Annotated in this window: 30 protein-coding genes; 27 read left to right on the top strand and 3 right to left on the bottom strand. The window is 68.6% G+C overall.

Annotated features, from left to right (window positions below):
- Position 1: 1 nt before the first annotated feature.
- A complete protein-coding gene (gene fusA, locus ACFZAM_RS29465) occupies positions 2 to 2,131 on the top strand; it encodes an elongation factor G (protein WP_355340239.1) in 2,130 nt (709 codons plus the stop codon).
- A gap of 184 nt (positions 2,132 to 2,315) precedes the next feature.
- Entirely contained in the window at positions 2,316 to 3,509 is a 1,194-nt protein-coding gene (gene tuf / locus ACFZAM_RS29470; RefSeq protein WP_355340236.1) for an elongation factor Tu, read from the top strand.
- Positions 3,510 to 3,596: 87 nt separating this feature from the next.
- Here the strand turns inward: tuf and ACFZAM_RS29475 are convergent, their stop codons facing one another.
- From ACFZAM_RS29475 to ACFZAM_RS29485, 3 genes are all read right to left on the bottom strand, one after another.
- Positions 3,597 to 5,459 (bottom strand): PIG-L family deacetylase, encoded by a 1,863-nt coding sequence (locus ACFZAM_RS29475; RefSeq protein ID WP_391050419.1) that lies wholly within the window; start codon positions 5,457 to 5,459, stop codon positions 3,597 to 3,599.
- A gap of 206 nt (positions 5,460 to 5,665) precedes the next feature.
- Complete coding sequence (locus ACFZAM_RS29480) at positions 5,666 to 7,444, bottom strand: hypothetical protein (protein ID WP_391050420.1); 1,779 nt, start codon at positions 7,442 to 7,444, stop codon at positions 5,666 to 5,668.
- Positions 7,441 to 8,145 (bottom strand): ATP-binding cassette domain-containing protein, encoded by a 705-nt coding sequence (locus ACFZAM_RS29485; protein ID WP_391050421.1) that lies wholly within the window; start codon positions 8,143 to 8,145, stop codon positions 7,441 to 7,443. The genes ACFZAM_RS29480 and ACFZAM_RS29485 overlap by 4 nt, the downstream gene beginning before the upstream one ends.
- 203 nt (positions 8,146 to 8,348) lie before the next feature.
- Between ACFZAM_RS29485 and ACFZAM_RS29490 the strand changes: the two genes are divergently transcribed.
- The 25 genes from ACFZAM_RS29490 (at position 8,349) to ACFZAM_RS29610 (ending at position 22,281) form a co-directional block, all read left to right on the top strand.
- Entirely contained in the window at positions 8,349 to 8,567 is a 219-nt protein-coding gene (locus tag ACFZAM_RS29490) for a hypothetical protein (RefSeq protein ID WP_355340225.1), read from the top strand.
- A 152-nt stretch (positions 8,568 to 8,719) separates the two neighbouring features.
- Positions 8,720 to 9,847 carry a hypothetical protein gene (locus ACFZAM_RS29495; protein ID WP_391050422.1) on the top strand — a complete coding sequence of 376 codons (1,128 nt, stop codon included), beginning with the start codon at positions 8,720 to 8,722 and terminating at the stop codon, positions 9,845 to 9,847.
- A gap of 407 nt (positions 9,848 to 10,254) precedes the next feature.
- Complete coding sequence (gene rpsJ / locus ACFZAM_RS29500) at positions 10,255 to 10,563, top strand: 30S ribosomal protein S10 (protein ID WP_014144312.1); 309 nt, start codon at positions 10,255 to 10,257, stop codon at positions 10,561 to 10,563.
- 14 nt (positions 10,564 to 10,577) lie between these two features.
- Positions 10,578 to 11,222 (top strand): 50S ribosomal protein L3, encoded by a 645-nt coding sequence (rplC, locus tag ACFZAM_RS29505; protein ID WP_188284641.1) that lies wholly within the window; start codon positions 10,578 to 10,580, stop codon positions 11,220 to 11,222.
- A gap of 5 nt (positions 11,223 to 11,227) precedes the next feature.
- Positions 11,228 to 11,914 carry a 50S ribosomal protein L4 gene (rplD, locus tag ACFZAM_RS29510; RefSeq protein ID WP_355340218.1) on the top strand — a complete coding sequence of 229 codons (687 nt, stop codon included), beginning with the start codon at positions 11,228 to 11,230 and terminating at the stop codon, positions 11,912 to 11,914.
- Positions 11,914 to 12,255 carry a 50S ribosomal protein L23 gene (gene rplW / locus ACFZAM_RS29515; RefSeq protein WP_188284643.1) on the top strand — a complete coding sequence of 114 codons (342 nt, stop codon included), beginning with the start codon at positions 11,914 to 11,916 and terminating at the stop codon, positions 12,253 to 12,255. Before rplD ends, rplW begins: the two co-directional genes overlap by 1 nt.
- 48 nt (positions 12,256 to 12,303) lie before the next feature.
- Positions 12,304 to 13,140, top strand: coding sequence for a 50S ribosomal protein L2 (rplB, locus tag ACFZAM_RS29520; protein ID WP_073492405.1), 837 nt, complete (start codon positions 12,304 to 12,306; stop codon positions 13,138 to 13,140).
- 12 nt (positions 13,141 to 13,152) lie between these two features.
- Positions 13,153 to 13,434, top strand: a complete 282-nt coding sequence (gene rpsS / locus ACFZAM_RS29525) for a 30S ribosomal protein S19 (RefSeq protein WP_033177798.1) — start codon at positions 13,153 to 13,155, stop codon at positions 13,432 to 13,434.
- A 45-nt stretch (positions 13,435 to 13,479) separates the two neighbouring features.
- The gene (gene rplV / locus ACFZAM_RS29530; protein WP_188284646.1) at positions 13,480 to 13,827 is read left to right on the top strand and encodes a 50S ribosomal protein L22; all 348 of its coding nucleotides are present in this window, start codon (positions 13,480 to 13,482) and stop codon (positions 13,825 to 13,827) included.
- On the top strand, positions 13,827 to 14,681 hold the full coding sequence (gene rpsC / locus ACFZAM_RS29535) for a 30S ribosomal protein S3 (protein ID WP_355340213.1): 855 nt from the start codon (positions 13,827 to 13,829) through the stop codon (positions 14,679 to 14,681). Before rplV ends, rpsC begins: the two co-directional genes overlap by 1 nt.
- A gap of 5 nt (positions 14,682 to 14,686) precedes the next feature.
- Positions 14,687 to 15,106, top strand: coding sequence for a 50S ribosomal protein L16 (gene rplP, locus ACFZAM_RS29540; protein WP_188284648.1), 420 nt, complete (start codon positions 14,687 to 14,689; stop codon positions 15,104 to 15,106).
- Positions 15,106 to 15,339: a 50S ribosomal protein L29 gene (rpmC, locus tag ACFZAM_RS29545; RefSeq protein WP_093713214.1), complete on the top strand. Its 234-nt coding sequence runs from the start codon at positions 15,106 to 15,108 to the stop codon at positions 15,337 to 15,339. Before rplP ends, rpmC begins: the two co-directional genes overlap by 1 nt.
- A complete protein-coding gene (gene rpsQ, locus ACFZAM_RS29550; protein WP_188284650.1) occupies positions 15,339 to 15,626 on the top strand; it encodes a 30S ribosomal protein S17 in 288 nt (95 codons plus the stop codon). Before rpmC ends, rpsQ begins: the two co-directional genes overlap by 1 nt.
- Positions 15,627 to 15,729: 103 nt before the next feature.
- Positions 15,730 to 16,098, top strand: coding sequence for a 50S ribosomal protein L14 (gene rplN / locus ACFZAM_RS29555; protein WP_031524788.1), 369 nt, complete (start codon positions 15,730 to 15,732; stop codon positions 16,096 to 16,098).
- Between the two features lie 3 nt (positions 16,099 to 16,101).
- Complete coding sequence (gene rplX / locus ACFZAM_RS29560; protein ID WP_188284651.1) at positions 16,102 to 16,425, top strand: 50S ribosomal protein L24; 324 nt, start codon at positions 16,102 to 16,104, stop codon at positions 16,423 to 16,425.
- The gene (rplE, locus tag ACFZAM_RS29565; RefSeq protein WP_188284652.1) at positions 16,425 to 16,994 is read left to right on the top strand and encodes a 50S ribosomal protein L5; all 570 of its coding nucleotides are present in this window, start codon (positions 16,425 to 16,427) and stop codon (positions 16,992 to 16,994) included. The genes rplX and rplE overlap by 1 nt, the downstream gene beginning before the upstream one ends.
- Positions 16,995 to 16,997: 3 nt before the next feature.
- Positions 16,998 to 17,183, top strand: a complete 186-nt coding sequence (locus ACFZAM_RS29570) for a type Z 30S ribosomal protein S14 (RefSeq protein ID WP_030890724.1) — start codon at positions 16,998 to 17,000, stop codon at positions 17,181 to 17,183.
- A gap of 231 nt (positions 17,184 to 17,414) precedes the next feature.
- Positions 17,415 to 17,813, top strand: coding sequence for a 30S ribosomal protein S8 (rpsH, locus tag ACFZAM_RS29575; RefSeq protein ID WP_355340206.1), 399 nt, complete (start codon positions 17,415 to 17,417; stop codon positions 17,811 to 17,813).
- A gap of 21 nt (positions 17,814 to 17,834) precedes the next feature.
- Positions 17,835 to 18,374 (top strand): 50S ribosomal protein L6, encoded by a 540-nt coding sequence (rplF, locus tag ACFZAM_RS29580; RefSeq protein WP_188284654.1) that lies wholly within the window; start codon positions 17,835 to 17,837, stop codon positions 18,372 to 18,374.
- A 2-nt stretch (positions 18,375 to 18,376) separates the two neighbouring features.
- Positions 18,377 to 18,760 carry a 50S ribosomal protein L18 gene (gene rplR / locus ACFZAM_RS29585; protein ID WP_188284655.1) on the top strand — a complete coding sequence of 128 codons (384 nt, stop codon included), beginning with the start codon at positions 18,377 to 18,379 and terminating at the stop codon, positions 18,758 to 18,760.
- Positions 18,761 to 18,802: 42 nt separating this feature from the next.
- Complete coding sequence (gene rpsE / locus ACFZAM_RS29590) at positions 18,803 to 19,408, top strand: 30S ribosomal protein S5 (protein ID WP_093713222.1); 606 nt, start codon at positions 18,803 to 18,805, stop codon at positions 19,406 to 19,408.
- Positions 19,408 to 19,590 carry a 50S ribosomal protein L30 gene (rpmD, locus tag ACFZAM_RS29595; RefSeq protein WP_030890715.1) on the top strand — a complete coding sequence of 61 codons (183 nt, stop codon included), beginning with the start codon at positions 19,408 to 19,410 and terminating at the stop codon, positions 19,588 to 19,590. Before rpsE ends, rpmD begins: the two co-directional genes overlap by 1 nt.
- A 2-nt stretch (positions 19,591 to 19,592) precedes the next feature.
- Positions 19,593 to 20,048, top strand: a complete 456-nt coding sequence (rplO, locus tag ACFZAM_RS29600) for a 50S ribosomal protein L15 (protein ID WP_355340200.1) — start codon at positions 19,593 to 19,595, stop codon at positions 20,046 to 20,048.
- A gap of 257 nt (positions 20,049 to 20,305) precedes the next feature.
- Entirely contained in the window at positions 20,306 to 21,622 is a 1,317-nt protein-coding gene (gene secY, locus ACFZAM_RS29605) for a preprotein translocase subunit SecY (protein WP_093713225.1), read from the top strand.
- Entirely contained in the window at positions 21,622 to 22,281 is a 660-nt protein-coding gene (locus tag ACFZAM_RS29610) for an adenylate kinase (protein WP_355340197.1), read from the top strand. Before secY ends, ACFZAM_RS29610 begins: the two co-directional genes overlap by 1 nt.
- Positions 22,282 to 22,376 lie beyond the last annotated feature (95 nt).

The following is a 22,376-nucleotide window of genomic DNA, read 5'->3' on the forward strand; positions in this document are numbered from 1 at the left end:
CATGGCCACCACTTCGCTTGACCTGGCCAGGGTCCGCAACATCGGGATCATGGCCCACATCGACGCGGGCAAGACGACGACCACCGAGCGGATCCTGTTCTACACCGGTGTTTCCTACAAGATCGGTGAAGTCCACGACGGCGCAGCCACCATGGACTGGATGGAGCAGGAGCAGGAGCGCGGCATCACGATCACGTCGGCCGCGACGACCTGTCACTGGCCGCTCGATGATGTCGACCACACCATCAACATCATCGACACCCCCGGTCACGTCGACTTCACCGTCGAGGTGGAGCGTTCGCTCCGCGTCCTCGACGGCGCCGTCACGGTGTTCGACGGTGTCGCCGGTGTGGAGCCGCAGTCCGAGACGGTGTGGCGTCAGGCCGACCGTTACGGCGTGCCCCGCATCTGCTTCGTCAACAAGCTCGACCGCACCGGCGCGGAGTTCCACCGCTGCGTCGACATGATCGTGGACCGCCTCGGCGCGGTGCCGCTGGTCATGCAGCTCCCGATCGGCGCGGAAGCCGACTTCAAGGGCGTGGTCGACCTCGTCCAGATGAAGGCGCTGGTCTGGTCCGCGGAAGCGACCAAGGGCGAGATGTACGACACCGTCGACATCCCGGACACCCACGTCGAAGCGGCCGACGAGTGGCGCGGCAAGTTGCTCGAGGCCGTCGCCGAGCACGACGACGCCATGATGGAGCTGTACCTGGAGGGCCAGGAGCCCGACCAGGACCAGTTGATCGCGGCCATCCGCCGGATCACCCTGGCCTCCAAGGGGACCAAGGACTCCGTCACCGTCACCCCCGTGTTCTGCGGCACCGCGTTCAAGAACAAGGGCGTTCAGCCCCTGCTCGACGCGGTCGTGCGCTACCTCCCGTCGCCGCTGGACGTCGAGGCCATCGAGGGCCACGCCGTCGGCAACGCCGACGAGATCATCAAGCGCCGGCCGTCGGACGAGGAGCCGTTCTCCGGCCTCGCGTTCAAGATCATGAGCGACCCGCACCTGGGCAAGCTCACCTTCGTCCGGGTCTACTCGGGCCGCCTGAACGCGGGTTCGGCTGTGCTGAACTCCGTCAAGGGCAAGAAGGAGCGCATCGGCAAGATCTACCGCATGCACGCGAACAAGCGTGAGGAGATCGAGTCGGTGGGCGCGGGCGACATCATCGCCGTCATGGGCCTGAAGCAGACCACCACCGGTGAGACGCTGTGCGACGACAAGAGCCCGGTGATCCTGGAGTCCATGGACTTCCCGGCGCCGGTGATCCAGGTCGCGATCGAGCCCAAGTCCAAGGGTGACCAGGAGAAGCTGGGTGTCGCCATCCAGCGGCTCTCGGAGGAGGACCCCTCCTTCCAGGTCCACTCGGACGAGGAGACCGGCCAGACCATCATCGGCGGTATGGGCGAACTGCACCTCGAGGTGCTGGTCGACCGTATGCGGCGCGAGTTCAAGGTCGAGGCCAACGTCGGCAAGCCGCAGGTCGCGTACCGCGAGACCATTCGCAAGACGGTCGAGCGCATTGACTACACCCACAAGAAGCAGACCGGTGGTACCGGTCAGTTCGCGAAGGTGCAGATCATGCTGGAGCCGCTGGAAGGCGGCGACGCGACCTACGAGTTCGTCAACAAGGTCACCGGTGGCCGCATCCCCCGCGAGTACATCCCGTCGGTGGACGCCGGTGCGCAGGAGGCCATGAAGTTCGGCATCCTGGCCGGTTACGAGATGGTGGGCGTCCGCGTCACCCTGATCGACGGCGGCTACCACGAGGTCGACTCCTCCGAACTGGCATTCAAGATCGCCGGTTCGCAGGCGTTCAAGGAGGGTGCCCGCAAGGCGAGCCCCGTGCTCCTCGAACCGATGATGGCCGTCGAGGTCACCACGCCCGAGGACTACATGGGCGATGTCATCGGCGACCTCAACTCCCGCCGTGGCCAGATCCAGGCCATGGAGGAGCGCAGCGGCGCCCGTGTCGTCAAGGGCCTGGTTCCGCTGTCGGAGATGTTCGGCTACGTCGGTGACCTGCGGTCCAAGACCTCGGGCCGGGCCAGCTACTCCATGCAGTTCGACTCCTACGCCGAGGTTCCGCGGAACGTCGCCGAGGAGATCATCGCGAAGGCCAAGGGCGAGTAACGCCTGAAATCCTCAGCGCGTTTCACCCTTTAGGCTTGACAGCAGGCTTCGGGGCAATCCGCCGCAAACCGGAAGGTGTGTACCGGACGGTGCGCGGCGGGTGCCCCGGCAGTCCGCATTCCAGCAAAGATCACCTGGCGCCGATGAAGCAAGGCGTACAGATCCACTCCCCAGGAGGACCCCAGTGGCGAAGGCGAAGTTCGAGCGGACTAAGCCGCACGTCAACATCGGCACCATCGGTCACATCGACCACGGTAAGACGACCCTTACCGCGGCGATCACCAAGGTGCTGCACGACGCGTACCCGAACCTGAACGAGGCCTCGGCCTTCGACCAGATCGACAAGGCTCCTGAGGAGCGCCAGCGCGGTATCACCATCTCGATCGCGCACGTCGAGTACCAGACCGAGTCGCGTCACTACGCGCACGTCGACTGCCCCGGTCACGCGGACTACATCAAGAACATGATCACCGGTGCGGCGCAGATGGACGGCGCCATCCTGGTGGTCGCCGCGACCGACGGCCCGATGCCGCAGACCAAGGAGCACGTGCTCCTGGCCCGCCAGGTCGGCGTGCCGTACATCGTCGTCGCCCTGAACAAGGCCGACATGGTGGACGACGAGGAGATCCTGGAGCTCGTCGAGCTCGAGGTCCGTGAGCTGCTCTCCGAGTACGAGTTCCCGGGCGACGACCTGCCGGTCGTGCGCGTCTCCGCGCTCAAGGCGCTTGAGGGCGACAAGGAGTGGGGCGAGAAGCTCCTCGGCCTCATGGAGGCCGTGGACACCGCGATCCCGACCCCCGAGCGTGACGTCGACAAGCCGTTCCTGATGCCGATCGAGGACGTCTTCACGATCACCGGTCGTGGCACCGTCGTCACCGGCCGCATCGAGCGTGGTGTGCTGAAGGTCAACGAGACCGTTGACATCATCGGCATCAAGCAGGACAAGACCACCACCACGGTCACCGGCATCGAGATGTTCCGCAAGCTGCTCGACGAGGGCCAGGCCGGTGAGAACGTCGGTCTGCTCCTCCGTGGCATCAAGCGCGAGGATGTCGAGCGCGGCCAGGTCATCATCAAGCCCGGTTCGGTCACCCCGCACACCGAGTTCGAGGCCCAGGCCTACATCCTGTCGAAGGACGAGGGTGGCCGTCACACCCCCTTCTTCAACAACTACCGTCCGCAGTTCTACTTCCGCACCACGGACGTGACCGGCGTCGTGACCCTCCCCGAGGGCACCGAGATGGTCATGCCGGGCGACAACACGGCCATGAGCGTCCAGCTCATCCAGCCGATCGCCATGGAAGAGGGCCTGAAGTTCGCCATCCGTGAGGGTGGGCGCACGGTGGGTGCCGGTCAGGTCACGAAGATCAACAAGTAGTGGCTTGCGGCTCGCTCTGAGCCAACGAGGGTGCCCCGGATCGCTTCCCGCGATCCGGGGCACCTTTGCGTTGCGCCCCGTCAGGCCCTAGAGGGCGAGGGACTGGTGGAAGACGCGGGGGGTGGCGGGGAGGGTGTAGCGGAGTGACAGGGGGCCGGAGGGGGTGAGGGCGGCGGAGGGGAGGCCGCCGGGGGCGGGGAGGGCCGGGAGGGGGGCGTAGGCGACGGCGCCGCCCGGCTTGGGCTGGGCCCAGTGGTGGACGGTGGTGTGGCCGGAGGCGAAGACGTGGATACGGCCACGGCGGTCGGTGACGACGGCCAGCCCGTCCTGGACCTCGGCGCCGCCGAGATCGCGCCAGGGGCTCCAGACGCCGGCGGTCAGCACCCGGGTGCTGACCCCCTTGGCCGCGTTGCGCGCGAAGAGGTGCACGGTGCCGTCAGGGGCCGCGACGGCGACCGGCGCACCGGTCCTGCGCGTACGGTCCGGGTGCGTCTCGGGACTGCCGAGCGAGGACCAGCCCCCGTCGCGCCACATCACGATGTCGCGGGTGTTCGGCCCGCCGTGCCCCTCCAGGACGGCGAAGCGCAGCGCGAACAGCAGGGTGCCGCCGTCGCGGGTCCGCACGCAGGACAGCGCCGGGGCCAGCGTCCCGCCGCCGAGATCCTGGGGCGGCCCCCAGACCCCGCTGCCCGGCCGGGTCTCCTCGCGCCGCACTGCCCGCGTACCGAGCACTTCGTACGCGGCCCCGCCGACCACGATCCGGCGCGCCCCCGGATAGCGGCGGTGCGTCGAGCGGATCCACCCCTTGGGGTTGGCCAGCGGCTCGTTCTCGCCCTGGCCGTAGTCACCGCAGCCGCCCGGATTCCCGCAGCGCCACGCCTGGTTGCCGCCGTACTGGAAGAGGAAGCGCGCCTTGAGCGCCACGGTCGCGGGCGGCAGGTTGTACGGCCAGTGGTGGTTGTAGTAGCCGCGGTACGCGGTGGTGCTGAAGGCGGGCACCGCCCGGCCGGGGCCGTTCGCCGACTCCGACACCCACTGCGCCATCGCCTTCCAGGTGAACAGCGCCGTCGCGGTGTGGTCCCGGTGGTCGGAGAAGCCGGGCTGCTCACTGGCGGCCGGATGCCGCTTGTCGTGCACCTGGATGTCGGGGTCCGGGTCGAGCGTCCTGATCTCCGTCGGGCGGAAACGTTCCATCAGCCCGGCCAGGACGTCCACCAGCTTCTGGTGGGTGTACGTGCCGCGGCCGTTGGCGGGCGCGGGCGCGTTCTGCGCCACCACGTACGACAGTACGGTGCCCGGCACCTCCCACATCATCGGCAGGCTCGCGCTGGAGCTCAGCTCGTGCATCGACACCTGGAGGAACACCAGGCGCGCGTGCATCGCGCCGTGCCGCAGCTCGTCCACCTCCGCGTGCAGACCGCCGCCGACGTCGATCACGTCGGTGGTCCACCGGGTGAAGTGCGGCAGCCCCAGCATCGTCGCGTACGCCTGCCGCAGGCCCTGGTGGCGGGAGGAGGAGTACGCGGCCTGGTCCCTGCGGTGGCGCCTGCGCGGGCCGAACGGTTCGTGGTTGACGCCTGTCGACTCGCCCGCCGTCACGTACACCGACACCACGGGCGTGCCCGCCTGGAACGAGTGCAGCGTGTCCGGGTTCATGAAGAACAGGTCGTCGTCCGGGTGCGCCATCACCTGGAGCACCAGCGGGTCGCCCTGCGGGCGGTACGGCTGCGTCGCCAGCGGGTCCGCCGGGGCCGGGAGCCGGCGCGGGGCGGTGTCCTGGGCCTGGGAGGTGCAGCCGCTCAGGGCCGCTGCCGCGGCCGTCGCTCCCGCCGTCGCCACCGCTGCCGTCAGCAGGGAGCGGCGGGAGGGGTGGTCTGGGCTGTGGTGGTCCTTCACGCCCGCTAAGAGCCGCTTCGCGGCGATCAGGTTGCCTCCCTCCTCCGCCGACACCTCGCGCAGGACGGTGCCTCGTCAGGGGCGCGGGGAACTGCGCGGCCCGGCCCCACCGGGCCGGTGGTCCGGGGACAACCGGTCTGCCCCGCTGGGGCGGGTGGTGACGTGCGGGAGCGTCGTGGCTGAGCGCGCAGTTCCTCGCGCCCCTGAAGACCTGGCCCTGCGCGAGGGCGCCGGCTTTTTTGGGGAACCCCCCGGAGGGGTCAGTGGCGGATGAGGCGGTCGGCGGCGCGGGTGGTGAGGAGGAGAAGGAGGGCGGTGAGGAGGGCGGTGGGGAGGAGGAGCTGGGCGGCGGAGCCGGGGTGGAGGCCGTGGACGAGGGGCGGGTCGAGGAGGAGGGCGAGGGCGGTGACGGAGACGAGGGGCCCGGCGGCGTACCAGGCGAGGAAGATCAGCGGGCCGGGCCCGCCGACGGGGGAGCCGCCGCCGAGGAAGAGGAGCTGGGTGCGGGCGGGGCCGCGGCACGCGGAGAAGAGTGCGGCGGCGGTGAAGGGCGGGGCGCACAGGGGCATGAGCAGCAGCGCCGAGGGGGTGCCGGTTACGGCGAAGGGGACCGCGGCGAGCAGGCCGAGGAGCGCGCCGAGGACGGCGGGCACGACGGCGTGGTGCAGCATCAGCGTGCGGAAGCGGAACGGCGCCCAGGCGGCCCGCCGCACATCGTCGGTCTCCAGCCGCGCGGCCTCGGCGAGCGCGCCGACCGCCATGTAGCCGAAGAGCAGGCCGAGGACGAGGCCGACGACTCGCCGCTCCCCGCCGAGGTCCACGCCGAGCCCCGCGGTAGCGGCGCCGCACGCGGTCCAGACGGCGGCCTTGCCGAGCCGCCCGGGGGCCCGCAGCAGCGCTAGCAGGTCGCGCCACTCGACGACGAAGTGCCGGCCGAGTCGCCCGCGCGGCGGACGCAGCCGCAGCCCGCGGGCGGTGGACGCGCCGCCCGCCTCCATGATCGCCAGCTTGGCGGCGCGCAGCTCCATCGACCACATCACGGAGGACACGGTGGTGGCCGTCGCCGCCCGCTCCCTGAGCTGCGTGGTCGGCACGCGGGCCGCGTCCCCGTACGCGCGGACGGTGGCGACGGCGGTGAGCGCCACCAGCAGCACGACCGCGGCGGGCCAGCCGGGCACCGAGCCGCCGGTGGCCCGTACGACCGGCTGCGCGGCCCAGCCCCACGGCCCCGACCACAGCTCGATCCACTCCAGGACCGACGAGCGGTGGCCGGTCGCGGCCAGGACGGTCTGGGCGGTCAGCGCGCCCAGCAGCAGGACGGCGGGCGCGGTCCACCGCTGGACGGCCCGGATCAGCCGGGGCCGCCGCTCGACGGCCATGCCGAGCGCGACCGCGAGCAGCGGCAGGCACAGCGCGGCCGGGAGCACCCCGAGCAGTGCGGGGCCGATCGCCGCGCGCCCGGTGACGCGCAGTACGACGCCGCCCGCGACCCCCACCAGCAGGCCGGGGATCAGCGCGATCCCGGCGGAGAGCCGGAACCACGGGCGCAGCACCGCCGCCCGCCGTACCGGCTGGGCCAGCAGCCAGCCCACGGTCGGGCCCGGCACGACGACCGGGCCGCGCCACAGCGCGTCGCGCGCCGCGAAGAGCGCGAGGGCGACGGTCAGGGTCGTGAACAGCGCGGGCAGCCCGCGCTGGAGGTCCCGGCCGACCCCGCTGTAGTCCGCGCCGTTCTCCAGCTCCCGCAGGAAGTGCACGGCCACCCCGCTGCCGTACCCGATGCCGCCGAGCAGCACGGAGTACAGCAGGACGGCCAGGTCCCGGCCCTGTTCCCTGCGGTGTGCCCGGCGCTTGCGCTTCAGCCAGGCCAGCGTCTCGGCCGTCCGGTCGTCGTCCTCCTCGCTCCAGACCTCGTCGGGGTCCGGGTCCCCGATGTCGGACGCGATGTCGGACGCGACGTCGGACGCGACGCCGGAGTCGTCGCCGTCGTCCACCGGGTCCCGGCCGTCCGCCTGCGGCGGGATCGACGCGGCCGTCACGGGCGCAGCCCCAGCTCGCGCAGGACCGTGGCGGGCGCGCCGGTGGCGATCACACGGCCGTCCTCCAGGGCGATCATGCGGTCGGCGACGGCCTCGGCGAGGTCGGGCTGGTGGGTGGCGAGCAGTACGGCGACGCCGTCGGCCTTCTCCACGACGAGGAGTTCGGCCAGGCGGCGCCGGGCGTCGGGGTCGAGGCGCTGTTCGGGCTCGTCGAGCACGAGCAGGTCGCGGGGGCGGACGAGGGCGGCGGCCAGCAGCAGGGACTGCATCTGGCCGGAGGAGAGCGAGCCCGGCAGGGCGTTGGCGTGGTCGGACAGCCGCCGGTCGGCCAGCACCTGGTCGATCCAGGCGGCGGCGTCGTCCACGGCGTGCGCGACGGTGACCAGCTCCAGGTGCTCGCGGACGGTCAGGTCCGGGTAGCAGGCGACGGTGTCGCCGACGACCGCGACCCTGGCGCGTACCTCGGGGTCGTCCTCGCTCATGGTGCGGCCCGCGAACAGCGCCTCTCCCGAGGTGGGCGCGTCCCGGCCGCTGGCGATCCGCAGCAGGGTGGACTTGCCGGAGCCGTTGTGGCCGAACAGGGCCGTGCAGCGGCCCGGCGCCAGGCTCAGGTCGAGCGGCAGCAGCGCCTTGCGTTCCCCGTAGGTCCTGCTCACCTTCCGCAGTCGCAGGAGCGCGCCCGCACCCTTGGTCGCCTTCATGCGGGGCCTCCGTGCCGAGGTGGGTGGATACGTCGTGACCTTAGTACGACGGGTACGGCGGCCCGGCCGCCGGTCGGCACAGCGCCGCCGCATTGGTATAGACCTATAGCGGGTCGCCCGGATAGCATGCGAGCGCAATCGCACCACCTCCGCACGGTCCCTGACTGTCTGTCAGGGAATCACCCTGTTCAAGGAGTTGGAACGTGAGACAACGCATCGGACTGCTCGCCGCCGCCGCGGTGGCGATCCTGGCCCCGCTCGGCGCCGCGACCTCCGCCAGCGCCGCGGGCGAATTCCACGTCTCGGGCGTCTACTACACGCAGGAACAGTGCCAGGCGGCGGGCGCCGCGGGCGTCGCGCTCTGGGGTCCCAACTACTTCTGCTCCCAGGCCAACGGCTTCGTGTACCTCTACACGCACTGACCCCGTGACCCCGCGGACCCGCTGATCCCACCGGGCTCACCGGCGGCACGGGACCGGGGGCGCGGCGCGGGCCCGCCCCCGGTCGTCACCGGTACGACACCCGAACGTCTTCCTGCGGTGGTGCGTTCAGGACAGAATCTCCCCTCGTGACGATGACGGATGCCACGGAGACCGCCCACGCCGGCGGGAACGGCCCTTCGGCGCTGCTGCGCGGGCTGCTGGTCGGCGGGGCGTTCGGCGCCGGGGCGGCGGCGATCGTGGTCGGCGGCACCATCGGCAAGGTCGCGGTGTGGGGCAGCGGCATCGCGGCCCTGGCACTGCTGGTCCTGACCACGGCCGCGTTCAGCGCGCGGCGCCGGGCGCGGCGGCCGGTCGTGGAGCGGGTCAAGGCCGTCGCCATGATCGAGAGCAGGCGCGCCACCAGCGGGGAGTACGCGGACGTGCCGGTGGCCTTCGACCTGACCGTGGCGCCGGACGACCGGCCCGCGTTCCGGGCCCACGTCCACCGGTCGGTGAATCTGGTCGACCTCCCCGACTTCCCGGTGCGCGGCATCGTGGTGGTCGAGTACCGGCCCGACAGGCCGTGGGACGTCACGATCGTCAGCGAGCCGGACGCGGAGTGGGCGAGCCGGGCGGCGCGGGCGTCGCTGGACTCGGCGCCGGAGTCCACGCGGGTCCGCGATCCGGAGAAGGCCGGCCCCTGGTGCGCGATCGCCGTCCTCGGCATGCTGGCCGGCGCCGCGGTCGTCGTCCTGGTCTTCCGCGGCGACCTCTTCACGGACGACCCGGCGAAGCCCTCCTCGTCCGCGACGAGCCCCGGCGCCTTCGGCGGTTCCGGCCGTTCCGGCGGTTCCGGCGCCACGAGCACGACCGTCTCGCGGAGCGTGACCACGGCCGACGTCAGCACCTCGATCCTCATTGGAGGGCAGTTGCGCGCCACCTCCGACGCGCTGCTCAAGGCCGGGGTGTCCACCGCCGTCAGCGTCAGCGTCACCGACCGCCGTATGACGGCCCGCGGTACGAAGCCGGACGAGTGGGCCCCGGGCCAACTGCCCGTGGTGCTGACCGACCTGCCGTACGAGCGGATGCCGGAACTCGTCAGGGAGGCCAGGACCAACCTCGGGGTCACGGGCGCGGGCGCCGGCTCCTGGAGGATCGACATCGCCCGCGACGCGAAGACCAGGGCCGTGGTGATCCGGGTGACCGTCACCGGCGGCAACGGCACGGCCGACGTGCAAGCGGACGGAACAGGACGTATCACCGCGACCCACTCGCTGTGAGGGCCGCCGCCGCACGCCTCAACGAGCCCAGGTTTGGCGGCCGAACGCGGAGGGGTAAGCTTTCCGGCCCGATTGGCCACGGCCATGCCCCATATGGCACACTGTCCAAGTTGCTCGGTCGAGCGCCGATGCTGCGCGCCTCCCGTCGGGAGGACCGGAAGCGAGTCCCACAGTACTCGTCGCCTTAACTGCCCCTCGGGGCAGCGCTGGGGCGGACGTACGGGAATCTTCCGGGAAGCGTGAGCGCGGTTCCGACCAGGCATCCGGTGGGTGTTATCTCCCACGCAACCCCCTGAAGAGGGATTTCCGCATGCGGAAATTCACGGAAGGGGCGCGACACGCCCGACCGCGTGGGTCGGCGAAGCGGATGTCAGAGCGTAAACAGAGACAAGGACTACGGAGTAGCCATGGCGGGACAGAAGATCCGCATCCGGCTCAAGGCCTACGACCACGAGGTCATCGACTCCTCGGCGAAGAAGATCGTCGAGACGGTGACGCGTACTGGTGCGCAGGTCGCGGGCCCGGTGCCGCTGCCCACTGAGAAGAACGTGTACTGCGTCATCAAGTCGCCGCACAAGTACAAGGACTCGCGCGAGCACTTCGAGATGCGCACGCACAAGCGCCTGATCGACATCCTCGACCCGACGCCCAAGACCGTTGACTCGTTGATGCGCCTGGACCTTCCGGCCGGCGTCGACATCGAGATCAAGCTCTGAGAGGCGCGGAGAAGATGACCAAGCAGATCAAGGGCATCCTGGGCGAGAAGCTCGGCATGACCCAGGTCTGGGACGAGAACAACCGTGTCGTCCCAGTGACTGTCGTCAAGGCCGGTCCGAACGTTGTGACCCAGGTCCGTACGAACGACGCCGACGGTTACGAGTCGGTTCAGCTCGCCTTCGGCGAGATCGACCCGCGCAAGGTGAACAAGCCCCTCAAGGGCCACTTCGCGAAGGCCGACGTCACCCCCCGCCGCCACCTGGTGGAGCTGCGCACCGCGGACGCCGCGGAGTACACGCTCGGCCAGGAGATCACCGCCGAGGTGTTCGAGGCAGGCGTCAAGGTCGACGTGACCGGCAAGAGCAAGGGCAAGGGCTTCGCCGGTGTCATGAAGCGTCACAACTTCAAGGGCCTCGGCGCCGGGCACGGCGTGCAGCGCAAGCACCGCTCGCCGGGCTCCATCGGTGGCTGCGCCACCCCCGGCCGTGTCTTCAAGGGCATGCGCATGGCGGGCCGCATGGGCAACGAGCGGGTCACCACCCAGAACCTGACCGTCCACGCCGTTGACGCGGAGAAGGGACTGCTGCTCATCAAGGGCGCTATCCCCGGTCCGAACGGCGGCCTCGTCCTGGTCCGCACCGCGGCCAAGGGGGCCTGAAGGCTATGAGCACCATCAACGTCCTGTCGCCGTCGGGCGACACCGCCGGGACCGTAGAACTCCCGGCCGAGATCTTCGACGCCAAGGTCAGCATCCCGCTGATCCACCAGGTCGTCGTCGCGCAGCTCGCCGCCGCCCGCCAGGGCACGCACAAGGTGAAGACGCGTGGCGAGGTCCGCGGTGGTGGCCGCAAGCCGTACCGCCAGAAGGGCACCGGCCGCGCCCGTCAGGGCTCGACCCGCGCCCCGCAGTTCGCCGGCGGTGGCGTCGTCCACGGTCCCGTACCGCGTGACTACTCGCAGCGCACCCCCAAGAAGATGGTCAAGGCCGCCCTCCGCGGCGCCCTGACCGACCGTGCGCGGCACAACCGCATCCACGTCGTCTCCGGCGTCGTCGAGGGCTCCGCCCCGTCGACGAAGGCCGCCAAGAGCCTGCTCGGCAAGATCAGCGAGCGCAAGAACGTGCTCCTGGTCATCGAGCGCGCCGACGAGGCCGCGTGGCTTTCCGCCCGCAACCTGCCCCAGGTGCACATCCTGGACGCAGGCCAGCTCAACACGTACGACGTGCTCGTCTCCGACGACGTGGTCTTCACCAAGGACGCCTTCGAGCGTTTCGTGGCGGGATCCGGTCCTGAGTCGGCCTCCGGCAAGGCCGTCGCCTCCGAGGATGAGCTCGAAGGGAGCGAAGCCTGATGAGCGACGACACGACCACCACCGGACCCGTGATCACCAGCAAGACGTACACGGACCCCCGTGACCTCTTGATCAAGCCGGTGGTCTCGGAGAAGAGCTACGCGCTGCTGGACGAGAACAAGTACACGTTCGTCGTCGACCCGCGCGCGAACAAGACCCAGATCAAGCAGGCCGTCGAGGCGGTCTTCTCGGTCAAGGTCACCGGGGTCAACACGATCAACCGGCAGGGCAAGCGCAAGCGCACCCGCACCGGTTTCGGCAAGCGCGCCAACACCAAGCGCGCCATCGTGACCCTTGCCGAGGGCGACCGAATCGACATCTTCGGCGGCCCGGTCTCCTAACGGAGGCCGGATCGTGTCGAAGTCCTGAATTCATCCGAGGACTGAGAAATGGGTATCCGCAAGTACAAGCCGACGACTCCGGGCCGTCGTGGCTCCAGCGTCGCCGACTTTGTCGAGATCACGCGGTCCACGCCGGAGAAGTCGCTGGTCCGCCCGCTGCACAGCAAGGGCGGCCGTAACAACGCCGGTCGTGTGACCGTCCGCCACCAAGGCGGTGGCCACAAGCGCGCCTACCGTGTCATCGACTTCCGTCGCCATGACAAGGACGGCGTGCCCGCCAAGGTCGCGCACATCGAGTACGACCCCAACCGCACCGCGCGCATCGCGCTGCTGCACTACGCGGACGGCGAGAAGCGCTACATCCTCGCCCCCGCGAAGCTCCAGCAGGGTGACCGGATCGAGAACGGCCCCAACGCCGACATCAAGCCGGGCAACAACCTGCCGCTGCGCAACATCCCGGTGGGTACGACGATCCACGCGATCGAGCTGCGGCCCGGTGGCGGCGCGAAGATCTCCCGCTCCGCGGGCGCTTCCGTCCAGCTACTGGCGAAGGAAGGCACCATGGCCACCCTTCGCATGCCGTCCGGTGAAGTCCGCATGGTCGACGTCCGCTGCCGCGCCACGATCGGCGAGGTCGGCAACGCCGAGCAGTCGAACATCAACTGGGGCAAGGCCGGCCGCATGCGCTGGAAGGGCGTCCGCCCGACCGTCCGCGGTGTCGCCATGAACCCGGTGGACCACCCGCACGGTGGTGGTGAGGGCAAGACCTCCGGTGGTCGCCACCCGGTCTCCCCGTGGGGTCAGAAGGAAGGTCGTACTCGCTCGCCGAAGAAGGCATCGAGCAAGTACATCGTCCGCCGCCGCAAGACGAACAAGAAGCGCTAGGAGCGGGTTTAGATGCCGCGCAGTCTCAAGAAGGGGCCCTTCGTCGACGACCACCTGATCAAGAAGGTGGACGTACAGAACGAAGCAGGCACCAAGAACGTCATCAAGACCTGGTCCCGCCGCTCGATGATCATCCCGGCGATGCTGGGTCACACGATCGCGGTGCACGACGGCCGTAAGCACGTCCCGGTGTTCGTCACTGAGTCGATGGTCGGCCACAAGCTCGGCGAGTTCGCACCGACCCGCACCTTCCGCGGGCACGAGAAGGACGACCGCAAGTCGCGGCGTCGCTGAGCGGGCTGAACCGTGACGACGAAGACAGACACTGAAGGGACAACCATGGAAGCCAGGGCCCAGGCGCGGTACATCCGCGTCACGCCCATGAAGGCCCGCCGCGTGGTGGACCTCATCCGTGGCATGGACGCCACGGAGGCTCAGGCGGTCCTGCGTTTCACCCCGCAGGCCGCGAGCGTGCCGGTCGGCAAGGTGCTGGACAGCGCCATTGCCAACGCCGCGCACAACTACGACCACACCGACGCCGAGTCGCTGTTCATCAGCGAGGCGTATGTGGACGAGGGTCCGACCCTCAAGCGGTTCCGGCCGCGCGCCCAGGGCCGCGCCTACCGCATCCGCAAGCGGACCAGCCACATCACCGTGGTCGTCGCCAGCAAGGGAGAGACCCGGTAATGGGCCAGAAGGTAAACCCGTACGGGTTCCGCCTCGGCATCACCACGGACTTCAAGTCCCGCTGGTACGCCGACAAGCTGTACAAGGACTACGTCAAGGAAGACGTGGCCATCCGCAAGATGATGACGCAGGGCATGGAGCGCGCCGGTATCTCCAAGGTGGAGATCGAGCGCACCCGTGACCGCGTCCGCGTCGACATCCACACCGCCCGGCCGGGCATCGTCATCGGCCGTCGCGGCGCGGAGGCCGACCGCATCCGCGGTGACCTGGAGAAGCTGACCGGCAAGCAGGTCCAGCTCAACATCCTCGAGGTCAAGAACCCGGAGATGGACGCTCAGTTGGTGGCCCAGGCCGTCGCCGAGCAGCTCTCCTCGCGCGTCTCCTTCCGCCGTGCCATGCGCAAGAGCATGCAGGGCACCATGAAGGCCGGCGCCAAGGGCATCAAGATCCAGTGCGGTGGCCGCCTCGGCGGCGCCGAGATGTCCCGCTCCGAGTTCTACCGCGAGGGCCGTGTCCCGCTGCACACCCTGCGCGCCAACGTGGACTACGGCTTCTTCGAGGCCAAGACCACCTTCGGCCGTATCGGTGTCAAGGTGTGGATCTACAAGGGCGACGTCAAGAACATCGCCGAGGTCCGCGCCGACAACGCCGCGGCCCGTGCGGGCAACCGCCCGGCGCGTGGTGGCGGCAACGAGCGTCCGCAGCGCCGCGGTGGCGAGCGCGGTGGCCGCGGTGGCGGTGGCGGCCGTCGTCCTCAGACCGACGGCGCGTCCGGCTCCCCGGCCTCCAAGACGGATGTTCCTGCCGTCGAGGCCCCGGCAGCAGCCGCGGAGACCCCCGGAACGGAAGGCTAAGTACCATGCTGATCCCCCGTAGGGTCAAGCACCGCAAGCAGCACCACCCCGGGCGCGACGGAATGGCCAAGGGCGGCACGGAGCTGGCGTTCGGCGAGTACGGCCTTCAGGCCGTCACGCCCGCCTACGTGACCAACCGGCAGATCGAGTCCGCTCGTATCTCCATCACCCGTCACATCAAGCGCGGCGGCAAGGTCTGGATCAACATCTACCCGGACCGCCCGCTGACCAAGAAGCCCGCCGAGACCCGCATGGGTTCCGGTAAGGGTTCTCCCGAGTGGTGGATCGCGAACGTCAAGCCCGGTCGGGTGATGTTCGAGCTGTCATTCCCGAACGAGAAGGTTGCTCGTGAGGCGCTGACCCGCGCCGCGCACAAGCTTCCGATGAAGTGCCGCATCGTGCGGCGCGAGGCAGGTGAGTCGTGATGGCGGCCGGTACCAAGGCTTCCGAGCTGCGCCAGCTTGGTGACGAGGAGCTCGTCAACAAGCTGCGCGAGGCGAAGGAGGAGCTGTTCAACCTCCGCTTCCAAGGGGCCACCGGGCAGCTCGAGAACAACAGCCGGCTCAAGGTGGTCCGCAAGGACATCGCCCGGATCTACACGTTGATGCACGAGCGTGAGCTGGGCATCGAGACTGTGGAGACGGTGGAGAGCGCCTGATGAGCGAGAAGAATGTGACTGAGACGACCGACGAGCAGCGCGGCTTCCGCAAGACCCGCGAGGGCCTTGTGGTCAGCGACAAGATGGACAAGACCGTAGTGGTCGCCGTCGAGGACCGTGTGAAGCACGCCCTGTACGGCAAGGTCATCCGCCGCACCAACAAGCTCAAGGCGCACGACGAGCAGAACGCCGCGGGCATCGGCGACCGGGTCCTCCTCATGGAGACCCGGCCGACCTCCGCGACCAAGCGGTGGCGCGTCGTCGAGATCCTCGAGAAGGCCAAGTAATCCCTGAGGGCACTCCCTCAGGACCGTTCCGTCAGGCTCGGCGGTGGCCCGCTCCCCGTGAGTGGGCCCCGCCGGGAACCGACGCGACAAACAGGAGATAGACGTGATCCAGCAGGAGTCGCGACTTCGTGTCGCCGACAACACTGGTGCCAAGGAGATCCTTTGCATCCGTGTTCTCGGTGGCTCGGGTCGCCGCTACGCGGGAATCGGTGACGTCATCGTCGCCACCGTCAAGGACGCGATCCCCGGTGGCAACGTGAAGAAGGGCGAGGTCGTCAAGGCGGTCATCGTCCGGACCGTCAAGGAGCGCCGTCGCGCCGACGGCTCGTACATCCGGTTCGACGAGAACGCCGCCGTCATCCTCAAGAACGACGGCGACCCCCGCGGCACCCGTATCTTCGGCCCGGTGGGCCGTGAGCTGCGCGAGAAGAAGTTCATGAAGATCGTCTCGCTCGCGCCGGAGGTGCTGTAACCGATGAAGATCAAGAAGGGCGACCTGGTCCAGGTCATCACCGGTAAGGACAAGGGCAAGCAGGGCAAGGTCATCGTTGCCTACCCCGCGCTCGACCGTGTCCTCGTCGAGGGTGTCAACCGGGTCAAGAAGCACACCAAGGCCGGCCAGACCGACCGCGGTTCGAAGACCGGCGGCATCATCACCACCGAGGCGCCCATCCACGTCAGCAACGTGCAGCTCGTTGTTGAGAAGGACGGCAACAAGGTCGTGACCCGCGTCGGCTACCGGTTCGACGACGAGGGCAACAAGATCCGCGTTGCCAAGCGGACCGGTGAGGACATCTGATGACTGACACCGCTACGACGCACGCACAGCCGCGTCTCAAGACGCGCTACCGCGAGGAGATCGCGGGCAAGCTGCGCGACGAGTTCTCGTACGAGAACGTCATGCAGATTCCCGGTCTCACCAAGATCGTGGTCAACATGGGTGTGGGCGACGCCGCCCGCGACTCCAAGCTGATCGAGGGCGCCATCCGCGACCTCGCCACGATCACCGGCCAGAAGCCGCAGGTCACCAAGGCCCGGAAGTCCATCGCGCAGTTCAAGCTGCGTGAGGGTCAGCCGATCGGCGCCCACGTCACCCTCCGCGGTGACCGCATGTGGGAGTTCCTGGACCGCCTGCTGTCGCTCGCGCTCCCGCGTATCCGCGACTTCCGCGGTCTGTCGCCGAAGCAGTTCGACGGCCGGGGCAACTACACCTTCGGTCTCACGGAGCAGGTCATGTTCCACGAGATCGACCAGGACAAGATCGACCGCGTCCGGGGTATGGACATCACCGTGGTCACCACGGCGACCAACGACGATGAGGGCCGCGCCCTCCTTCGTCACCTCGGCTTCCCGTTCAAGGAGGCGTGAGCCGTGGCGAAGAAGGCTCTCATTGCCAAGGCCGCTCGTAAGCCGAAGTTCGCTGTGCGCGCGTACAACCGCTGCCAGCGCTGCGGCCGGCCGCACTCCGTCTACCGCAAGTTCGGCCTGTGCCGCGTGTGCCTTCGTGAGATGGCCCACCGTGGCGAGCTGCCGGGCGTGACCAAGAGCTCCTGGTAGTCCGGGCAATCCGGATCACCAGGAACTCTCGGTAAGCATCTGGACGGTCGGGGGCCCAACCTTTTTCCCGTAAGGTAGAAGGGTTGGGCGTCCGCCGCCCGATTCGACTTACTACGCCGTAGGTCCCCGTACCGCACCCGTCCCGACGTGTCCGCCACCGCGCGGCGCACCTCTCGGGGAGAGGGATGGCACAGATAGGAAACCCCGGCGAGAGAGGCCCAGGGCCAACTCATGACCATGACCGACCCCATCGCGGACATGCTGACCCGTCTGCGTAACGCCAACTCGGCGTACCACGACGACGTCGAGATGCCGTTCAGCAAGATCAAGTCGCACATCGCGGAGATCCTCCAGCAGGAGGGTTACATCACCGGCTGGAAGGTCGAGGACGCCGAGGTCGGCAAGAACCTCATCCTCGAGCTGAAGTTCGGTCCGGAGCGGCAGCGCTCCATCGCCGGGATCAAGCGGATCAGCAAGCCTGGTCTGCGGGTCTACGCGAAGTCCACCAACCTGCCGAAGGTGCTCGGCGGCCTGGGCGTGGCGATCATCTCCACGTCCCACGGGCTGCTCACCGGCCAGCAGGCGCAGAAGAAGGGCGTGGGTGGGGAAGTCCTCGCCTACGTCTGGTAACCGGGAAAGCGAGGTATAGCAATGTCGCGCATCGGCAAGCTGCCCATCTCGGTTCCCGCCGGAGTGGACGTCACCATCGACGGCCGCACGGTCGCTGTGAAGGGCCCCAAGGGTTCCCTTTCGCACACCGTTGCCGCGCCGATCGAGATCGCCAAGGGCGAGGACGGCACTCTGCTGGTCACCCGCCCCAACGACGAGCGTGTCTCGAAGGCCCTGCACGGCCTGTCCCGCACGCTGGTGGCGAACATGATCACCGGCGTGACCGCGGGCTACAGCAAGCAGCTCGAAATCAGCGGTGTCGGCTACCGCGTCCAGGCGAAGGGCTCCAACCTGGAGTTCGCCCTGGGCTACAGCCACCCGATTCTCGTCGAGGCCCCCGAGGGGATCTCCTTCAAGGTCGAGAACCCGACGAAGTTCTCCGTCGAGGGCATCGACAAGCAGAAGGTCGGCGAGGTGGCCGCCAACATCCGCAAGCTGCGGAAGCCCGACCCGTACAAGGCCAAGGGCGTCAAGTACGCCGGCGAGGTCATCCGCCGCAAGGTCGGAAAGGCTGGTAAGTAGCCATGGCATACGGTGTGAAGATCGCCAAGGGCAAGGCGTACAAGGGTGCGGCACTCAAGCGTCGCCACATCCGCGTCCGCAAGCGGGTCTCGGGCACGGAGGCGCGTCCGCGTCTGGTCGTGACCCGTTCCAACCGTGGCATCGTGGCGCAGGTCATCGACGATCTCGCGGGCCACACGCTCGCGTCCGCGTCGACCCTCGACGCGTCCATCCGCGGCGGCGAAGGCGACAAGAGCGCCAAGGCCAAGCAGGTCGGCCAGCTCGTGGCCGAGCGTGCGAAGGCCAAGGGCGTCGAGGCTGTCGTGTTCGACCGTGGCGGCAACCAGTACGCGGGGCGCATCGCCGCCCTGGCGGACGCCGCCCGCGAAGCCGGACTGAAGTTCTGATCCGGTTCCGTAGCTAGCGGAAAACGAAGAGAGGTAATTCCAATGGCTGGACCCCAGCGCCGCGGAAGCGGTGCCGGTGGCGGCGAGCGACGGGACCGTAAGGACCGGCGGGACGGCGGCCAGCAGGCCGAGAAGACCGCCTATGTCGAGCGTGTCGTCGCGATCAATCGCGTCGCCAAGGTTGTGAAGGGTGGTCGTCGCTTCAGCTTCACCGCGCTGGTCGTGGTGGGCGACGGTGACGGCACCGTGGGTGTCGGTTACGGCAAGGCCAAGGAGGTGCCGGCCGCCATCGCCAAGGGTGTGGAGGAGGCCAAGAAGCACTTCTTCAAGGTCCCCCGTATCCAGGGCACCATCCCGCACCCGATCCAGGGCGAGAAGGCCGCGGGCGTCGTCCTGCTCAAGCCCGCTTCCCCCGGTACCGGTGTGATCGCCGGTGGCCCGGTGCGCGCCGTCCTGGAGTGCGCCGGTATCCACGACGTGCTGTCCAAGAGCCTCGGCTCGGACAACGCGATCAACATCGTGCACGCCACGGTGGCCGCGCTCCAGGGGCTTCAGCGCCCCGAGGAGATCGCCGCCCGCCGCGGTCTGCCGATCGAGGACGTCGCGCCCGCCGCCCTGCTGCGTGCGCGTGCCGGGGTGGGTGCGTAATGGCTCGCCTCAAGGTCACCCAGACCAAGTCCTACATCGGCAGCAAGCAGAACCACCGTGACACCCTGCGGTCGCTCGGCCTGAAGCGGCTGAACGACGTGGTGGTCAAGGAGGACCGGCCGGAGATCCGCGGCATGGTCCAGACCGTCCGCCACCTCGTCACGGTCGAGGAGGTCGACTGATCATGGGTAACGAAAGCCCGATCAAGATCCACAACCTCCGTCCGGCCCCCGGCGCCAAGACCGCCAAGACCCGTGTGGGTCGTGGCGAGGCGTCCAAGGGCAAGACGGCCGGTCGTGGCACCAAGGGCACCAAGGCCCGCTACCAGGTTCCGGAGCGCTTCGAGGGCGGGCAGATGCCCCTCCACATGCGTCTCCCGAAGCTCAAGGGCTTCAAGAACCCGTTCCGCACCGAGTACCAGGTCGTCAACCTGGACAAGCTCGCGACCCTCTACCCCGAGGGTGGCGAGGTCACGGTGGCCGATCTGGTCGCCAAGGGCGCGGTACGCAAGAACCAGCTCGTCAAGGTGCTCGGCACCGGCGAGGTGACCGTGGCGCTCCAGGTGACCGTGGACGCGGTTTCCGGGTCCGCCCAGCAGAAGATCACCGCCGCCGGCGGTACCGTGACCGAACTCATCTGAGTCAGATGTCACACGACGACCGGGGATGCCCAGCACCTAGGGGCATCCCCGGTCGTTGTTTCCTTGTATTTCCTTGGCCGATTGGTCATTCCTAGGGAGCCCGCCTCGCGGGTAGGGTGACGTCGGTTGTTACTGTTCGCAGAGCCTGTGTGCTTTCGCGGGTGGTACAGCCGTATGGCCAGCGCCGTATCTGCCCGTATCAGTCAGTACCTCATCAGACCGTCCTTCCGCCGTGCGCGGGGGGTGCAGGAGGCACCGTGCTCACCGCGTTCGCACGGGCGTTCAGGACGCCCGACCTGCGGAAGAAGCTGCTGTTCACGTTGGGCATCGTGGTGATCTATCGCCTCGGTGCGCATGTTCCGGTGCCGGGGATCGACTACTCGGTGGTCAACCAGTGCATCAAGGACACGAAGAGCAGCAACAGCCTCTTCGGCCTGGTGAACATGTTCAGCGGCGGCGCTCTTCTCCAGCTCACGATCTTCGCGCTCGGGATCATGCCGTACATCACGGCGAGCATCATCCTGCAGCTCCTCACGGTGGTGATCCCACGCCTGGAGGCCCTCAAGAAGGAGGGCCAGGCGGGCACCACCAAGATCACGCAGTACACCCGGTACCTGACCGTCGCGCTCGCGGTCCTCCAGGGCACCGGCCTCGTCGCCACCGCCCGCTCCGGCAGCCTGTTCTCCAGTTGCCAGAACAAGTTCGACATCGTGCCGAACCAGTCGATCTTCACCACCGTGACCATGGTGACCACCATGACCGCGGGCACCGTGATGATCATGTGGCTCGGTGAGCTGATCACCGACAAGGGCATCGGCAACGGCATGTCGATCCTGATGTTCGTGGCCATCGCCGCCGGATTCCCCGGCTCGCTGTGGGCGATCAAGGTCTCCGGCAAGATCGCCGGCGGCTGGGTGGAGTTCCTCGCGGTGATCGCCGTCGGTCTCGCGATGGTCGGCCTGGTGGTCTTCGTCGAACAGGCCCAGCGCCGAATTCCGGTGCAGTACGCGAAGCGCATGATCGGCCGCCGCTCGTACGGCGGCACCTCCACGTACATCCCCCTGAAGGTCAATCAGGCGGGTGTGATCCCGGTCATCTTCGCGTCGTCGCTGCTCTACATCCCGGCGCTGATCGTGCAGTTCTCCGGGTCGACCGCGGGCTGGGCGCAGTGGATCAGCCGCAACATGACCAAGGGCGACCACCCGATCTACATGGCCGCCTACTTCCTGCTGATCGTGTTCTTCGCCTTCTTCTACGTCGCTATCTCGTTTAACCCCGAGGAAGTGGCGGATAATATGAAGAAGTACGGTGGCTTCATCCCCGGCATCCGGGCCGGCCGCCCCACCGCGGAGTACCTGAGTTACGTGCTGAATCGCATCACGTGGCCGGGATCGCTGTATCTGGGTCTCATCGCTCTCGTGCCAACGGTCGCCATCGCGGTCTTCAACGGGAGCAACGGCAGCTTCCCGCTGGGCGGCACCAGCATCCTGATCATCGTGGGTGTCGGTCTGGAGACGGTGAAGCAGATCGAGAGCCAGCTCCAGCAGCGTAACTACGAAGGGTTCCTCCGCTGATGCGAATCGTCCTGGTCGGTCCCCCCGGCGCGGGCAAGGGGACGCAGGCCGCGTTCCTCGCCAAGAACCTGTCGATCCCGCACATCTCCACGGGAGACCTGTTCCGCGCCAACATCAGTCAAGGGACCGACCTGGGCAAGCAGGCGAAGGCGTTCATGGACGCCGGTGACCTGGTACCTGACGAGATCACCATCGGCATGGCGGAGGACCGCCTGGAGCAGGCGGACGCGGCGGAGGGCTTCCTGCTCGACGGCTTTCCGCGCAACGAGTTCCAGGCCCGCGCGCTGGACGCGTACATGGCCGGGCACGGGATCGCGCTCGACGGTGTGCTCGACCTGGAGGTCCCCGAGGACGAGGTCGTCAAGCGGATCGCCGGCCGCCGGGTGTGCCGCAACAACAGCGCGCACGTCTTCCATGTCGAGTACAGCAAGCCCGCCACCGAGGGCGTCTGCGACGTCTGCGGCGGCGAGCTGTACCAGCGCAGCGACGACGCGGAGGACAAGGTCCGCAACCGGATCGAGGTCTACCACCGCGAGACCGAGCCGATCATCGACTACTACAAGCAGCAGGACCTTGTGGTGACGATCTCGGCGCTCGGCCCGGTGGCCGAGGTCACGCAGCGCGCGATGGACGCGCTGCGCGCGGGCGAGCGGCGGTAGCCGCCGCAGAGCACGGCATCGGCCGTGGTGCCCTGACGGGCGCCACGGCCGTATCGTTGAGTGGGCACATGCCGTCCCCGAGGGGGCGGGCGGTG

It is taken from the genome of Streptomyces sp. NPDC008079, from assembly GCF_042957385.1.
In the GTDB taxonomy this organism is placed as follows: domain Bacteria; phylum Actinomycetota; class Actinomycetes; order Streptomycetales; family Streptomycetaceae; genus Actinacidiphila.

What these genes read in the sequence shown, in the direction of transcription:
- fusA (WP_355340239.1), top strand. Translation starts at nt 2, where the DNA reads ATGGCCACCACTTCGCTTGACCTGGCCAGGGTCCGCAACATCGGGATC.
- ACFZAM_RS29485 (WP_391050421.1), bottom strand. Translation starts at nt 8,145, where the DNA reads ATGAAGGCGACCAAGGGTGCGGGCGCGCTCCTGCGACTGCGGAAGGTG.
- ACFZAM_RS29495 (WP_391050422.1), top strand. Translation starts at nt 8,720, where the DNA reads ATGACGGATGCCACGGAGACCGCCCACGCCGGCGGGAACGGCCCTTCG.
- rpsJ (WP_014144312.1), top strand. Translation starts at nt 10,255, where the DNA reads ATGGCGGGACAGAAGATCCGCATCCGGCTCAAGGCCTACGACCACGAG.
- rplC (WP_188284641.1), top strand. Translation starts at nt 10,578, where the DNA reads ATGACCAAGCAGATCAAGGGCATCCTGGGCGAGAAGCTCGGCATGACC.
- rplD (WP_355340218.1), top strand. Translation starts at nt 11,228, where the DNA reads ATGAGCACCATCAACGTCCTGTCGCCGTCGGGCGACACCGCCGGGACC.
- rplW (WP_188284643.1), top strand. Translation starts at nt 11,914, where the DNA reads ATGAGCGACGACACGACCACCACCGGACCCGTGATCACCAGCAAGACG.
- rplB (WP_073492405.1), top strand. Translation starts at nt 12,304, where the DNA reads ATGGGTATCCGCAAGTACAAGCCGACGACTCCGGGCCGTCGTGGCTCC.
- rpsS (WP_033177798.1), top strand. Translation starts at nt 13,153, where the DNA reads ATGCCGCGCAGTCTCAAGAAGGGGCCCTTCGTCGACGACCACCTGATC.
- rplV (WP_188284646.1), top strand. Translation starts at nt 13,480, where the DNA reads ATGGAAGCCAGGGCCCAGGCGCGGTACATCCGCGTCACGCCCATGAAG.
- rpsC (WP_355340213.1), top strand. Translation starts at nt 13,827, where the DNA reads ATGGGCCAGAAGGTAAACCCGTACGGGTTCCGCCTCGGCATCACCACG.
- rplP (WP_188284648.1), top strand. Translation starts at nt 14,687, where the DNA reads ATGCTGATCCCCCGTAGGGTCAAGCACCGCAAGCAGCACCACCCCGGG.
- rpmC (WP_093713214.1), top strand. Translation starts at nt 15,106, where the DNA reads ATGGCGGCCGGTACCAAGGCTTCCGAGCTGCGCCAGCTTGGTGACGAG.
- rpsQ (WP_188284650.1), top strand. Translation starts at nt 15,339, where the DNA reads ATGAGCGAGAAGAATGTGACTGAGACGACCGACGAGCAGCGCGGCTTC.
- rplX (WP_188284651.1), top strand. Translation starts at nt 16,102, where the DNA reads ATGAAGATCAAGAAGGGCGACCTGGTCCAGGTCATCACCGGTAAGGAC.
- rplE (WP_188284652.1), top strand. Translation starts at nt 16,425, where the DNA reads ATGACTGACACCGCTACGACGCACGCACAGCCGCGTCTCAAGACGCGC.
- rpsH (WP_355340206.1), top strand. Translation starts at nt 17,415, where the DNA reads ATGACCATGACCGACCCCATCGCGGACATGCTGACCCGTCTGCGTAAC.
- rplF (WP_188284654.1), top strand. Translation starts at nt 17,835, where the DNA reads ATGTCGCGCATCGGCAAGCTGCCCATCTCGGTTCCCGCCGGAGTGGAC.
- rplR (WP_188284655.1), top strand. Translation starts at nt 18,377, where the DNA reads ATGGCATACGGTGTGAAGATCGCCAAGGGCAAGGCGTACAAGGGTGCG.
- rpsE (WP_093713222.1), top strand. Translation starts at nt 18,803, where the DNA reads ATGGCTGGACCCCAGCGCCGCGGAAGCGGTGCCGGTGGCGGCGAGCGA.
- rpmD (WP_030890715.1), top strand. Translation starts at nt 19,408, where the DNA reads ATGGCTCGCCTCAAGGTCACCCAGACCAAGTCCTACATCGGCAGCAAG.
- rplO (WP_355340200.1), top strand. Translation starts at nt 19,593, where the DNA reads ATGGGTAACGAAAGCCCGATCAAGATCCACAACCTCCGTCCGGCCCCC.
- ACFZAM_RS29610 (WP_355340197.1), top strand. Translation starts at nt 21,622, where the DNA reads ATGCGAATCGTCCTGGTCGGTCCCCCCGGCGCGGGCAAGGGGACGCAG.